This window comes from Vibrio sp. 1-Bac 57, assembly GCF_037546855.1.
Taxonomy (GTDB): Bacteria; Pseudomonadota; Gammaproteobacteria; order Enterobacterales; family Psychromonadaceae; genus Psychromonas.
Genome location: NZ_JALAAC010000007.1, coordinates 50,080 through 65,382, shown reverse-complemented (window position 1 = coordinate 65,382; position 15,303 = coordinate 50,080). Strand labels below are relative to the sequence as shown.

10 protein-coding genes are annotated in these 15,303 nt (G+C 39.1%); 4 read left to right on the top strand and 6 right to left on the bottom strand.

Annotation, left to right across the window (positions count from 1 at the left end; all coding sequences use genetic code 11):
* Positions 1–261: 261 nt before the first annotated feature.
* From MT391_RS06425 to gltB, 3 genes are all read right to left on the bottom strand, one after another.
* On the bottom strand, positions 262–1,848 hold the full coding sequence (locus MT391_RS06425; RefSeq protein ID WP_499497260.1) for a Na+/H+ antiporter NhaC family protein: 1,587 nt from the start codon (positions 1,846–1,848) through the stop codon (positions 262–264).
* A gap of 231 nt (positions 1,849–2,079) precedes the next feature.
* On the bottom strand, positions 2,080–3,549 hold the full coding sequence (locus MT391_RS06420) for a glutamate synthase subunit beta (protein ID WP_166372013.1): 1,470 nt from the start codon (positions 3,547–3,549) through the stop codon (positions 2,080–2,082).
* The gene (gltB, locus tag MT391_RS06415) at positions 3,549–8,069 is read right to left on the bottom strand and encodes a glutamate synthase large subunit (RefSeq protein ID WP_499497259.1); all 4,521 of its coding nucleotides are present in this window, start codon (positions 8,067–8,069) and stop codon (positions 3,549–3,551) included. Before gltB ends, MT391_RS06420 begins: the two co-directional genes overlap by 1 nt.
* 686 nt (positions 8,070–8,755) lie before the next feature.
* Between gltB and MT391_RS06410 the strand changes: the two genes are divergently transcribed.
* Entirely contained in the window at positions 8,756–9,937 is a 1,182-nt protein-coding gene (locus tag MT391_RS06410; RefSeq protein WP_499497258.1) for an MFS transporter, read from the top strand.
* Between the two features lie 3 nt (positions 9,938–9,940).
* The gene (locus MT391_RS06405; RefSeq protein WP_499497257.1) at positions 9,941–10,240 is read left to right on the top strand and encodes an MGMT family protein; all 300 of its coding nucleotides are present in this window, start codon (positions 9,941–9,943) and stop codon (positions 10,238–10,240) included.
* A 558-nt stretch (positions 10,241–10,798) separates the two neighbouring features.
* On the opposite strand, the gene aroC is transcribed toward MT391_RS06405, so the two are convergent.
* Positions 10,799–11,887: a chorismate synthase gene (aroC, locus tag MT391_RS06400; RefSeq protein WP_499497256.1), complete on the bottom strand. Its 1,089-nt coding sequence runs from the start codon at positions 11,885–11,887 to the stop codon at positions 10,799–10,801.
* A gap of 221 nt (positions 11,888–12,108) precedes the next feature.
* Positions 12,109–13,020 carry a 50S ribosomal protein L3 N(5)-glutamine methyltransferase gene (prmB, locus tag MT391_RS06395; RefSeq protein ID WP_299661376.1) on the bottom strand — a complete coding sequence of 304 codons (912 nt, stop codon included), beginning with the start codon at positions 13,018–13,020 and terminating at the stop codon, positions 12,109–12,111.
* Between the two features lie 57 nt (positions 13,021–13,077).
* Here prmB and smrB point away from each other — a divergent pair, with 57 nt between their 5' ends.
* A complete protein-coding gene (gene smrB, locus MT391_RS06390) occupies positions 13,078–13,623 on the top strand; it encodes an endonuclease SmrB (RefSeq protein WP_166372008.1) in 546 nt (181 codons plus the stop codon).
* 10 nt (positions 13,624–13,633) lie between these two features.
* On the opposite strand, the gene MT391_RS06385 is transcribed toward smrB, so the two are convergent.
* Entirely contained in the window at positions 13,634–14,539 is a 906-nt protein-coding gene (locus tag MT391_RS06385; RefSeq protein ID WP_499497255.1) for a LysR family transcriptional regulator, read from the bottom strand.
* Positions 14,540–14,711: 172 nt separating this feature from the next.
* Between MT391_RS06385 and MT391_RS06380 the strand changes: the two genes are divergently transcribed.
* Entirely contained in the window at positions 14,712–15,137 is a 426-nt protein-coding gene (locus MT391_RS06380) for a PACE efflux transporter (RefSeq protein ID WP_499497254.1), read from the top strand.
* Positions 15,138–15,303: the final 166 nt, after the last annotated feature.

The following is a 15,303-nucleotide window of genomic DNA, read 5'->3' as shown; positions in this document are numbered from 1 at the left end:
TTTATTATTGGGTAAGCTAAATTGCGCCTCAGTTACCAATAAGAATGCAGAATCTGTAAGCCTTAAAGTCAAATAAGGTGAGCAGGTGAGACATTAAAGGCATGTTTTTGAAGTTACGGAATTGAAGGTATGTTATTGATAAGAAGGTATTAAAGCATGTTATTGAAGGTATGGCATGAGTCATCACATTAAGCGTAAATCTACAGGCACAAAAAAAGCAGGCAAGCCTGCTTTTTAGTTTTATTCAAAGTTTAGTTTTTATCACTGAGTAATAGGCGAAGAAATTGACGAACGAAGTGAATATGTTTTCATCACCACAATCACGGTCACAAAGGCAGCTGCTGAGGCAACTAAAGCACCTATAGTTGAACCAGTAAAGCCAATCACAACAAAACCAACAATAGACACTAATGCCATTGCAAGCGCGTAGGGTAATTGTGTTGCAACGTGGTCAATATGCTCACAACGCGCCCCCGTTGACGATAAAATAGTGGTGTCTGAAATCGGAGAACAGTGGTCGCCAAATACAGAGCCCGCTAATACCGCACTTAACATCGGTAACATCATGGTTAAATCCGTTGCACCGGCCATATCGCCCGCAATCGGTAACATGATCCCAAAGGTACCCCAAGAAGTTCCTGTTGAGAACGCCATTGCACCAGAAAGGACAAATAAGATAACCGGTAACCAATGTAATCCAATATTACCTTGTACTAAACTTGATAGATAAGTACCGGTATTCATATCACCGATCACAGTACCAATAGACCAAGCAAAAAATAGAATAATAATGGCACCGAACATCGATTTTGCGCCAACCCAAAGAGCAAATTTAATATTTGCAAAGCTTTGCTTTTGTCTTACTACGGTCAATAAAGAAAGTACTAAGCCGATTGAGCCACCGTAAACTAAAGAAGCACCGACATCGGTATTCTCAAAGGCACCTAATACAGAGAAAGCTTGACCCGCTTCAGCTAATGCAGCATTACCGGTATAAAGCATAAAAAATAACGTTCCGATAATTAAGCCAATGATTGGGTAAACTAAATCGCCAACCTTACCTTGTTCATGCTCTTCAATACCCATTTCATCTTGTAAATCGATATAGTCTTGCTCACCCTTAGTGATCTCTTTTTCTGCCATTGCTTCATGTTTTTTCATTGGCCCAATATCAAGTTTGAAAATAATCACAGCAAAGACCATTAACAAAGTAAATATTGCGTAGAAATTCATAGGAATTAATGCAACATAAGCCCCTAACGGCGAATACTCTGTCATACCATGGCTAACCAAAATACCACTGATAATGGTCATGATATAGGCGCCCCAGCTTGAAACAGGCATCAGAATACACATTGGTGCAGCGGTTGAATCAAGTATGTAAGCTAATTTTTCGCGTGACACATTAAAACGGTCAGTAACAGGGCGAGAGATAGAACCAACGGCCAAACTATTAAAGTAATCATCTATAAATATGAACACGCCCAAAAATGCCGCCAATAGCGACGCACCACGTTTATCTTTAATATGGTCAAGTGCCCAATCAGCAAAGGCACGCGTGCCACCAGAAAGCGTCAATACCGCCGTCATCATTCCCAGCAATAACAGGAAAGCGACAATACTCATATTCCAAGTATTTAATCCGCCATCTTCAACTACCACACCTTTAACCGTGTTAAAAATGTAAGTTCCCGCTGCTACCACTGAAAAATCAACCAGTAATAAAGCACCTAAAATAATACCTAAACCTAACGACAATAAAACTCGGCGAGTAAGAATAGCTAACCCCAGTGCAACCACTGCAGGTAAAATCGACAGCGTAGAAGCTGAAAAATCGATTAAAGACATTAATCTTTCCTTTGTTCTACATTTGAAAATAAACTGCACGATACAGCAGACTTTCAAATGTTTTTAGTATGACCGGTACAAAATACCGAATTTAAGGGAAACGGATTTTATACTACTTTTAAAACAAAAAAACCCCCTGCTCTAAAAAGAGAGGGGGTTTATTAACACTAAATTGCATGTTAAGTAATGTTGTTAGTAGATTGCCTAACAAACAACCAATAATGGTTTGTTTTAGTTAGCCATCATTAATGAATCATTGATACATTCAAGATTAGAGTTACCCATCAAGTATGCATCAATAGCACGTGAAGCTTCACGGCCTTCATTAATACAACGTACGATCAGAGACTGACCAGTACGCATATCACCTGCGGCAAATACGCCTGCTTGAGTCGTTTGGTAATCGTTAGTTTTAACGTTACCGCGCTCATCTAAGCCAATTGATAACTGCGCTAAAACACCCGTTGGTTCTGGGTGTAAGAACCCCATTGCCAAGAAAGCTTTAGTACAAGGAATTGAACGTACAGAACCTTCAATTTCTTTAAAGTTAGGACGTTGACCCGGTGCTGCTTCTTCCCATTCGATATCTGCAACCACTAACTCTTTAACGTTACCGTTTTCATCACCGATGAATTCTTTAGTTAGGATTGACCAATGACGATCTACACCTTCTTCGTGTGAAGTTGTTGTTTTCAAGATCATTGGGTAAGAAGGCCATGGCATATTCACTGTACGTTTTTCAGGTGGAATCGGCATGATTTCCACTTGTGTAACCGATGCGGCTTTATGACGGTTAGAAGTACCAACACAGTCAGAACCTGTATCACCACCACCGATAACCACTACATGGTCATCTGCTGCATGAATTTCTTCAGTCTTAAGATCCATACCGTTTGCACGGCGGTTATTTTGACCAAGGAATTCCATTGCAAAATGAACACCTTTTAAGTCACGACCAGGGATTGGTAGGTCACGAGGAACCGTTGAACCACCTGTTAATAACACAACGTCAAATTGCTTACGCAAATCTTTTGCATCAAAATCAACACCAATGTGTGCATTCACAACCATTTTAATACCAGCTGCTTCCATTACCGCAATCTTACGATCGATAATGTCCATACCTAGTTTAAAGTCTGGAATACCAAAGCGTAATAAACCGCCTATTTTTTCATCGCGTTCATAAACCGTCACAGTGTGACCTGCTGAGTTTAATTGTTCTGCTGCTGCAAGACCTGCAGGGCCAGAACCGATGATAGCAATTGTTTTGCCGCTACGAGATCTTGGTATTTTTGGTTGAACATAACCATTCTCGTATGCTTTTTCTACAATTGTTTTTTCAATATTACAAATCGTAATAGGATCTTGGTTAATACCTAAAACACATGAAGTTTCGCATGGAGCAGGACAAACACGCCCAGTAAATTCAGGAAAGTTATTCGTTGAGCTCAGGATTTCCCAAGCCTCTAACCAACTCTCGCGGTAAACCGCATCATTGAATTCAGGAATGATGTTACCAATTGGACAACCGTTATGACAAAACGGTACGCCACAGTCCATACAACGAGAGGCTTGGTCATTAATCTTTTTACCAAACACGTCGTTTTGTACAAACTCTTTATTATCTTTTAGACGCTCTTCAACCGATAATTTCGGTGGAAGTTCACGACCTAATTCTAAAAATCCAGTAGGCTTACCCATTATGCTGCTTCTCCTTTGACTCGAGCTGCTAATGCCGCTTTATAATCACGAGGCATCACTTTAACAACTTTTGCTAAGCTTGCTTCAACATCCGCTAAGAACTTCGCCGCCATATTAGACTCCGTAAGCTCTAAATGTTTCGTGACTTTTGCAATTAACAGATCTTTATCTGCTTGATCTAGAGGATCGAGGTCAACCAGTTCCATATTACAATTAGCTGTAAACTTATCATCTTGGTCCCAAATATAAGCAACACCGCCACTCATACCCGCCGCAAAGTTACGACCCGTAGACCCTAAGTTGATCATTATACCGCCGGTCATGTATTCACAACCGTGATCACCGATACCTTCAACAACCACTTCTGCACCCGAATTACGTACACAGAAACGTTCACCAGCCATACCATTAATGTATGATTGACCAGATGTTGCGCCATAAAAACATACGTTACCAACGATAATATTATCTTTAGCAACTAATGTTGATGAGCGGTATGGATAAACCACGATTTGACCACCAGATAAACCTTTACCCCAGTAATCATTTGCATCACCTTCAACCGTAAACTCAACACCTTTTGCAAGGAAACAACCAAATGATTGTCCAGCAGAGCCTTTGAATTTAACTTGCATCGATTTAGGCAAACCTCGGTCGTCATAGACTTTTGAAATTTCATTAGAAAGCATGGCGCCACAAGAACGGTCGACATTAGTGATAGGGAATTCACCCGATACTGCCTCGCCTTTCTCTAACGCTGGTGCTGCTAACTCAATTAGTTTTCTATCTAATACTGCTTCAAGGTTATGATTTTGAGTTGTTTGGTTAAACATCCCATCTTCTTCTTTACCCTGTTGCTTGAATAGAATAGTACTTAAATCTAAGTTTTTATATTTCCAGTGCGTCACATCTTCGCGTACTTTCAAGTTTTGTGTTTGGCCAACCATTTCAGTGATTGATTTGTAGCCTAACATCGCCATGTTTTCACGCATGCCTTGAACCATATAACCAAAGAAAGTAACAACATCATCTACACGGCCGTCGAAACGTTCACGTAATGTTTTGTTTTGTGTTGCGATACCAACAGGACAAGTATTTAAATGACACTTACGCATCATAATACAACCTTCAACCACTAAAGCAGCCGTTGCAACGCCCCATTCTTCAGAACCTAGTAAAGCAGCAATTGTTAAGTCACGAGGTGTTTTCATCTGGCCATCAGCTTGTAACACAACACGGTTACGTAAACCGTTTTTCATTAGCGTTTGATGTGCTTCAGATAAACCTAGTTCCCATGGTAAACCAGCATGACGAATAGATGATAATGGTGATGCACCTGTACCGCCGTCAAAACCAGCGATTAAGATTACGTCAGCTTTTGCTTTAGCTACACCTGATGCAATCGTACCAACACCGGCTTCTGATACTAATTTAACGTTAACACGACCTTCGCGGTTAGCATTTTTCAAATCGTAGATAAGCTGCGCTAAATCTTCGATTGAGTAAATATCATGATGCGGTGGTGGTGAAATTAGACCTACGCCAGGAGTAGAGTGACGAGTACGACCAATCCAGTCATCAACTTTGTGACCTGGTAATTGACCACCCTCACCTGGTTTAGCGCCCTGTGCCATTTTAATTTGGATTTCAGCAGCGTTTGTTAGGTAGTACGACGTAACACCAAAGCGACCTGATGCTACCTGCTTGATAGCAGAACGTTCCCAATCACCATTTTCTTTTGGTTTGAAACGGATTGGATCTTCACCACCTTCACCAGAGTTTGACTTTGCGCCAATTCGGTTCATTGCAATCGCAAGTGTTGAGTGAGCTTCATGTGAGATAGAGCCAAAGCTCATCGCACCCGTTGCAAAACGTTTTAGAATTGATTCCGCTGGCTCGACTTCGTCAATTGAGATTGGACCTGTTTCTTTAGGTACAAATACAAATTGGCTACGTAACGTTGCTGCATCATCCCCCTGTTTATCAACGGCTTCTGCGTATTGTTTGAACTGCTCATAATTTTTGTTACGAGTCGATTCTTGCAATAATGAAATCGTTGTTGGGTTAAATAAATGTTTCTCACCACGTTGTTTCCACTGGTATACACCGCCTACATCTAAACGTTGCACAGGTACTGCACGTAATGGGTAAGCAAAACGATGACGCACTAAAATCTCATGTGCAATATCATCAATTGATAAACCTTGAATACGCGTTACAGTGCCTTTGAAGTAATCATCAACCACTGCTTTGCTAATGCCCAATGCTTCAAATATTTGTGCACCTTGATAAGACTGAATCGTTGATATACCCATTTTCGAGAAAATCTTCAACAGACCTGCGTCAATCGCATATTTGTAAGATTTAAAGATTTCATCAACAGATTTATCAGCTGGTAAACGTTTCTTATTTTGTAGATCAACAATCATTTCTTCAATTAAGTAAGCATTAACGGCAGAAGCACCGTAACCAATTACTGTTGCAAAATGATGTGTTTCACGTACGTCACCTGTTTCCACTACGATGTCACACATAGCACGTAGACCACGTTTGATTAAGTAGTGATGAACCGCACCTGTTACTAACATAGCAGGAATTGGCGCATGGTCAGACGTTGCATTACGGTCAGAAAGAATGATGATTGAGTAACCATCGTGAATCGCATCTTCTGCGTAACGACAAATACGTGCTAGCGCTTTTTTCAACTTACCTGGCTCACCAGAAGCGGCAAAGAAAGTTTCTAATGTCTTAGCTTGTAAGTGCTTGTCATCCAGTGCATTAATTTTTTGTAATTCAGCATTACTTAATACAGGCGATTCCAGCTCAACTTTATGACAATGTTCTGGCGTTTCTGCCAGTAAATTTTTGTCTTTACCTAAATAAGTATTTAACGACATAACCATACGCTCACGAATCGGATCGATTGGTGGGTTAGTTACTTGTGCAAATAATTGTTTAAAGTAATGAGATAAATGTTGAGATTGATGTGACAGTACCGCTAACGGCCAATCCACACCCATTGCACCTAATGGCTCTTTACCATCAAGTAACATCGGTAGAATAATGTCATTAACTTCTTCAGAAGTTACACCAAACGATTGTAAACGTTTTAACAATTTACCCGCATCTGGTTGGATATTACGCTCTAATGCTGCAGGCTGATCTTCTAATTTAACTAAGTTATTTTGTAACCAAGTTTCATAAGGTTTTCTTGCTGCAATGCCATCTTTCACTTCATCATCAGAAATGATACGGCCTTGTTCAAGGTCAGCAACAAAAATACGACCAGGTTGTAAACGACCGCGTAATTTAATGTTTTCTGGGTCAATTTCAACAACACCTGATTCAGATGCCATCACTAGAAAGTCATCTTTTGTCACTGTATAACGAGATGGACGTAAGCCATTACGGTCAAGTGTTGCGCCTACTTGTACACCATCGGTGAAACAAACAGAAGCAGGGCCATCCCAAGGTTCCATTAGATTTGCATGGTATTGGTAGAAAGCACGACGCTTAGGATCCATCGTTTTATTTTCTTGCCAAGCTTCAGGGATCATCATCATCAATGCATGAGGAAGACTACGGCCAGACAGCACTAATAATTCTAATGCCATATCAAAGCTTGCAGAGTCAGACATACCATCAGTACAGATTGGCATTAACATGTCTAATTCAGAACGAGTGAAGAACTCAGCTTCAAGCAAAGCTTCACGCGCTTTCATCCAGTTGATATTACCGCGAACCGTATTAATCTCGCCATTGTGAGCAATGTAACGGAACGGTTGGGCTAAACGCCAACGTGGGAATGTGTTTGTTGAGAAACGAGAATGAACCAATGCAAGTGCAGTCACCATACTTGGATTTTGTAAATCTAAGAAATATTGTGGCACTTGTTCAGTGGTTAATTGACCTTTATATACAATCGTTTTGTAAGAGAAAGTGTTAATGTAAAAGTTATCTTTAATGCCATTAACAGACTCTAAACAAATGCGTGTTGCATAATTACGTAGAATAAATAATTTACGTTCTAATACAGCAGGTTCCATATCAGGACCGCCAGTCACGAACATATGTTCAAACTGTGGTTCGCTGCTTAATGGATCAGCACCTATCATTGAGTTATCGGTAGGTAATACACGGTAACCAATCACTTCAAGAGAAAGACGTTCAGCAGTTCTTGCTAAAATTTCGCGACAATGATCACGATGATTTTCATCTTTAGGGAATAGAATGGTTCCTACGCCGTACTGATCAAATTTAGGAAGGGTAATGCCTTCTTTTAATGCTTCTGTTACTAAAAACTCATGTGGTTTTTGTAAAAGAATACCCGCGCCATCACCACTACATGGATCGCAACCTTGACCACCACGGTGTTCCATACGCGCTAGCATATCTAAAGCTTGTGTCACAATCTTGTGAGACTTGCTGTTTTTTAGATGTGCGACGAAACCGATACCACAAGCATCATGTTCCAGTTCAGGCACATAAAGGCCTTGAGCGTTTTGCTCTATATTAGTCATAAACATGTCCTTCAAGATAAAACAGTAATGTTACTTAACTGTAAGATCTAATGTTTTCGAAGTGCTACACACGACTTGTAATTGAGTTACCAAAAACAAGCAATTAATTTTTTTACTTTTTTTGTAAAGGAAACTACTTTCTTATGAAAAGTGCACTTAACAAAAACTCCCTTGACCAAGAAATAACGCGCATAAGCTCAGTACAAGCACAGGGCTTATACATTATTTCTTGAAATCACCCTACTGTTAAAGGTGTAATTTTGTCTGTATTCTATCTTTTAAGCGGCATAAAATCCAATTTTCTTATTCACTTCCCCCGCACTCTCGTGTTAAAGCAATGTTAACCGCATCAGAACCCTTGTTATCACCCTGTTAAAGCCTATGATCCACTAAGAATAAAGCGAGATGGGAGATGACGTCTAAAGATAATGATAAAGATAACTACTAACAAAGGTAGACTCAAACGCTATAAGACACTTATTTTATGAATTTATATTTACGAATAATGCATATAAATTCACAAAAAAATCAACTTAACACCGTTTGATAAAGTAAAGATATCACCATAAGATGCTTAACGGCTAGATTTTATTGTCATTAACTAAATTACAGCGCAACTAAAGACAAGATTCGCTTTAGACAGTAAAAAGCGTAAAATGTTTTTTTATCCTAAATCACGGCTACCCATGAAATCGCATCCTTTTTTACAAAAACCTGAAAGTTTATTACTTGTAATGGCTTTTATCATGCCATTAGTATTTTCCGTATGGATGGTATTGTTGAATAACTTTGTGGTTGAAAAAGCAGACTTTACGGGTGTTGAAATAGGAATTTTACAAAGTTTACGTGAAATCCCCGGCTTTTTAGCTTTTACTGTCATTTACGTTCTCTTATTTATTAAAGAGCAACGCTTAGCTATCCTCTCTTTGGGCATAACGTCGGTAGGTGTTGCCATTACAGGCTACTTCCCACAGGTAATGGGCTTATATTTAACGACTATGTTAATGTCGATCGGGTTTCATTATTTCGAAACAGTTAATCAATCGCTCACCCTGCAATGGATCAATAAATCAGAAGCAGCGCATTTCATGGGCCGAATACTTTCTGTTAAAGCCATCGCGTCATTACTCGCTTATGCCAGTGTTTGGGTTTTGATGGACTACTTCAAAGTAAGTTATGAAGTCACTTATTTATTATTTGGTGGATTAGGCTTAATATTAACGCTCCTTTTAGCTTCAGCTTTTAAACAATTCCCGCCACTTACCGAACAAAGCAAAAAGTTCATAATAAAAAAACGCTATTGGTTGTATTACGCACTGACTTTTTTCAGTGGCGCTCGTCGACAGATTTTTGTGGTATTTGCTGGTTTCCTAATGGTAGAAAAATTTCACTACAGCGTCGCTGAGATCAGTGCATTATTCTTAATTAATTATGTTTTTAATTGGTTGTTTGCCGCTAAAATTGGCAAACTCATTGCTTATTTCGGAGAGCGTTCCGTACTTATTTTCGAATATTTAGGGCTAATTATTTTATTTATTGCCTACGGTTTAGTTGAAAATAGTACTATTGCCGCTTCATTATACGTTATCGACCACCTCTTTTTTGCTTTAGCAATTGCCATTAAAACCTACTTTCAAAAAATAGCAAACCCAGAAGATATAGCAGCTACGGCCGGTATTAGCTTTTCAATTAATCATATTGCAGCGGTGGTGATCCCGGTATTATTAGGTTTAGTTTGGATAGTCAACCCTTCTTGGGTGTTTTACTGTGGAGCTGGTTTTGCACTTTGTTCTTTAGGTCTTTCTTTTCTGATTCCTAACAACCCCTCGAAGGGCAATGAATTTACATATCAAACAAGAGAAGCCTGAAAGATGGAAGAGTTTGCACAGAACATCTATACCATTTTGTCTTATTTAGGCGAAGGTAAGTTAATAACCTATGGGCAACTAGCGAAACAAGCCGGCTTTCCTCTTCATTCCCGCCATGTTGGCAAGGTACTAGCGAGGCTACCTAAAGATTCCCGCTTACCCTGGTTCAGGGTGGTGAATTCGCAGGGTAAAATATCTTTAATAGGCGAGGCATTTATCAGGCAAAAGGCTTTATTGGAAAAAGAAGGTATAGAAATAACTGACCAAGGTAAAATTGTAAAATTTAAACAGTACTTGGATTAAATATCAGTTAAAGCTAATTAACTACGAGGTTACGAATTTAAGGTGAAAAACTTCAAGCAAAAGCGAATTAACCACGAAGACACGAAGTTAAAAGAAGTAAACCTTAAAACAATACAAAAGTTGCTACTTAATTTCTCAGTTTATTTTTTCTTCGTGCTCTTCGTGCAGCGTAGCGGCTTCGTGGTTGCTTAGGTCTTAAATAAAAAGCCATTTAACCACGAAGGCACGAAGTGAAAAGAAGTAAACCTTAAAAAATACAAGAATAAATACCTTTAAATATTTTCTGCTTGTTCTTTTCTTCGTGCTCTCTGCGCCGCGGCTTCGTGGTTAGTTGGTTTTAAAATCAAAAGCGATTTAATCACGGAAGCGGAAGCACGATGTTAAAAGAAGGAAATCTTAAAAGAAGAAAAACATAACTAATTTTTTCTTCCCCTTTTATTCTCCAAGTGGATAACACAGTAAATAGGTATAAAAAAATCCGAGGCTGTTAGGCATCGGATTTTTATTTTCTGACTTATTGCTTAAGAGTGCCTTAAGCGAATTAAACGACCATTAACACTATCTTAAGTGCGGGGTATTAGTGGTCACGTGCAAGTTTTGTGCACGGTGACGTAATACGTGGTCAAGTAACGTGATCGCCATTTGCGCTTCTGCGATAGGCACTGCACGAATACCAACACAAGGGTCATGACGCCCTTTTGTAATCATTTCTGTTGCTTCACCGTCAGTTGTGATGGTGCGACCAGGAATAGTTAAACTTGATGTTGGTTTTAAAGCAATAGACGCAATGATATCTTGCCCTGTTGAAATACCACCTAATACACCACCAGCATGGTTTGATAAGAAACCTTCAGGTGTCATCTCATCGCGATGTTCGGTACCTTTTTGGTTCGCCACAGCAAAACCGTCACCAATCTCAACACCTTTAACTGCGTTAATACTCATTAACGAGTGAGCTAATTCAGCATCTAAACGATCAAATACAGGTTCGCCTAATCCAACCGGCACTCCAGAAGCGACCACAGTGACTTTAGCGCCAACAGAATTACCTTCTTTAATCAACGCTTTCATATAATCTTCAAGCGCTGTAATTTTGCTGGAATCAGGGAAGAAGAATGGATTATTTTCTACTTCATTCCAGTCAATCGTATCCGGTGTAATATCCCCTAATTGGCTTAAATAACCACGGATTTCAACACCAAACTGCTCTTTTAGATACTTTTTAGCAATCGCACCTGCAGCAACACGCATTGCAGTTTCACGTGCAGAAGAACGGCCACCGCCACGGTAATCACGGTGTCCATATTTCTGATGGTAAGTATAATCTGCATGGCCAGGGCGAAATAAATCTTTAATTGCAGAATAATCTTTAGAACGCTGATCGGTATTTTCAATAATCAATCCAATGCTGCATCCCGTCGTTTTACCTTCAAATACACCCGATAAGATCTTTACTTGATCGCCTTCTTGGCGCATCGTGGTATAACGAGATTGTCCCGGACGACGACGGTCTAAATCATGCTGTAAGTCTGCTTCAGTGATTGCTAAATTAGGTGGAATACCGTCAATAATACAACCTAATGCTGCACCATGGCTTTCACCAAAAGTTGTCACCTTAAAAACTTGACCAATACTGCTTCCTGCCATTTTTAATTTCCCACTTCATAATGTTTGATATTGAAAAGGCACCTTACTCGCCTTTCCAGTTAACTTATTTACAAATTTCAATGCCACTTTTTAATGCTATTTTTCAGTTCTATTTTAAAAGCACTTAAGACCATTTAGTCTAATTTAAGTGTTTCATTGCAGCTTAAATATCGGCTTATAATTATGCTTAACTATGCTTATTTTATGCTTTTATAGCTTAATTATATTTTAATATTATCAAGCTGTGCTTTAGTTAAAACAAATACGCCATGTCCACCAATAGAGAATTCAATCCATTGGAATGGGATATCAGGATAAGCAGCTTGTAAATGTACCTGTGAATTACCTACTTCTACAAACATAACGCCATCTTCATTTAACATTGAAGAGGCTTGACGAAGCATATCACGTACCAAATCTAAGCCATCATTACCGCAAGCTAATCCTAATTCAGGCTCATGCTTATATTCTTCCGGTAAGTTTGCCATATCTTCAGCATCTACATAAGGCGGGTTTGACACAATTAAGTCATATTTCTCGTTTTCAACACCGCTGAACAAATCAGACTGGATTGGGAAAACTTGCTGCGATACACCATGATTTTGAATGTTAATGTCTGCAACTTCTAAGGCGTCTTCAGATAAATCAACGGCATCCACTTCCGCATCAGGAAAGGCATAAGCACAAGCAATCGCAATACAACCGCTACCAGTACATAAATCGAGAATACGTTTTGGAGACTCTTTTACCCAAGGGGCAAACTTAGCTTCAATTAATTCAGCAATAGGTGAACGAGGCACTAAGGTGCGTTCATCAACGTAAAACTCTAATCCTGCAAACCAAGCACTATTAGTTAAATAAGGGACTGGAATACGTTGTTCAATACGCATCACAACCAAATCAACTAACATTTGGCGCTCACGTTTGGTTAGTCGCGATTGCAGAATCATAACATTGCTTTGCAGCTCGATATTCAACGATGGAAAAATTAATTGTACTGCTTCGTCCCAGGCATTATCAGTGCCATGACCAAAAAATAAGCCCGCACGATTAAACTCAGTCACAGCCCAACGTACAACATCTTGAATGGTTACTAACTCTTCAACCGCTTCATCACTAAAAATCGTATCCAATTTATTCTCCACTTGAGGTAAACTTCGCACATTCAACTACCTAGTTTTGGAAAAACCATGACCGATAAAAATAATGATAATGATTTTTCGCTGTTTAGCGCAGAATTTGCTGGTATAAAAAAATTGCAACAGGATACCATAAAATTGCCACCGAAAAACATCAAGAATAAAGCGGTCATTAAAGAAAAACGTGAACAAAATTTTGAGCAGAGCCACTTCTCGGATGCCTTTGAGCCTCATTTACCTGAAGATGGGCCTGTTCGCTACAGCCGAACTGATGCACAAAAATATTTAGTGAAACAATTACGCCGAGGCGATTTCACGCCAGAAATTATTCTTGATTTACATGGTTTGACACAACACCAAGCAAAGAATGAACTGGCTGCGCTGATTAGCTGTTGTAAAAAAGAAGGATTATATTGCTGTAGTGTGATTCACGGAGTGGGTAAACATATATTAAAAAAACAAGTGCCGTTATGGTTAGCACAACATCCCGATATCCTAGCGTTTCACCAAGCACCACTGGAATTTGGTGGCCAAGGTGCTCTATCGGTGTTAGTAGAGTTAGCCGATTGGCAAATGAAAGAAGAAAAAAAGCGTTAACATCCAAGGATTATGATTTAAGAGTCCAATGTTTATTAAGCAAACTATGATCTTTTAATGTTTTAACCACTTTTTCTAATACTGGTCCCGATGCATGACGACGAGAAACTAAACAACCGACAACAGTCAGCCAACCATCAAACTCGTGTGATACAGGTAATGAAATAACACTCCCATTGTTGATTTGTTGATGCGCTAATAACTCAGGTACAACAGCCCAACCTATATTATTTTTAACAAGCTCAATCAAGGCCATATGACTGTTTGCATACCAAGCCGTGGGGCTTATTTTATAACTAAACCATAACTCCTTTTTGTGCGCACTACGATGTACACATTGCCGATGAGCTTGCAAATCGGACTCAGTCACTGAGGATAAAGCGGAAAGTGGATGTTGCGGCGATGCAATGGTTAAAAAGCGAGCATGCCCCAAAGTAAAAAAATCCATACCGGTTTTTAATTCACCATCAACATAGATAATACCAATATGAGCTTGTCCCACTCTCACTAACTCTTCCACATCAAAAGTAGAGGTAATGATGATCTCTACATCTGTAATAGGAAACTGATCTGCCAATGGCGAGAGTATAGTCATCAATTCGTCATTAACCACACTTTCATCAATCGCAATGACCAATTCATGTTCAGCTCCCTTCGCTAATGATTCAACCTTCTGATCAAAAAACTGCTGCTGATGCAATATCGACTTTGCAATTGGCAGTAATGCTTTCCCCTGCGAGGTTAAGCTCGGTATGTTTTTTTCCCGGCTAAACAACTCTTGGTTGATCGCTATCTCAAGGTTAGAAATAGCTTGGCTTACGCCCGATTGAGCACGTTTCAACTGGCGAGCTGCTGCCGAGAAAGAGCCTTCTTCACAAATTGTCACAAAGATTTTTAATTGTTCCAGACTATACATGATGCTTACTCGAGAAAATAATAATTCAGACTATCACCATTCGTGATGGCTGTTAATTTTATCCTGTGATAAAGATCACTATAATCGCATTTTCTATCCGTACTTCCTATCTGTATTCACTACCTGTATAGGAACCTTTTATCAAAAAATTAAAGAGAGAGAAAGTAACAAAATGAAACCGATTGAACGTATCTTTCATGCTGTATTATTTGAAGTATTAGCAGTCACCTTAGCAATTGTTGTACTGATCACATTTACAACCCATGATGCAGGAGCACTATCAGGAACAATGATAGCTGTAGCAACTATCGCGATGGCATGGAATTTCATCTATAACTGGGGTTTTGACCAAATTGTCACAGGCGATAAAACAAAACGTACGTTAATTTTACGTATTGCTCACACTGTTTTATTTCAAATAGGTTTATTAATTGTAACTATTCCTGTGATCGCATTATTGTTGGAAATCGGTTTATGGCAGGCACTTATTATGGATATTAGCGTCACTATTTGCATAACAATTTATGCCTTTATTTATAACTTAACCTATGACCATGCAAGAGCATTTATTGTTCGCAAGCCTTTGGCAGTTAGTTAAGTCATTAATTTTAGCAGTAGTAAAATGCACCATGTATTTTGTAGATTACAAAATACATGGTGCAAGATTAGTGGTCATTAATTGTTTTATTGCTTTCTGTTAATGAGCGTCAGTTAATGTGAGTCTTTTATCATTTGATTCTTTAAGCCTTTTTATTTCACTCCAT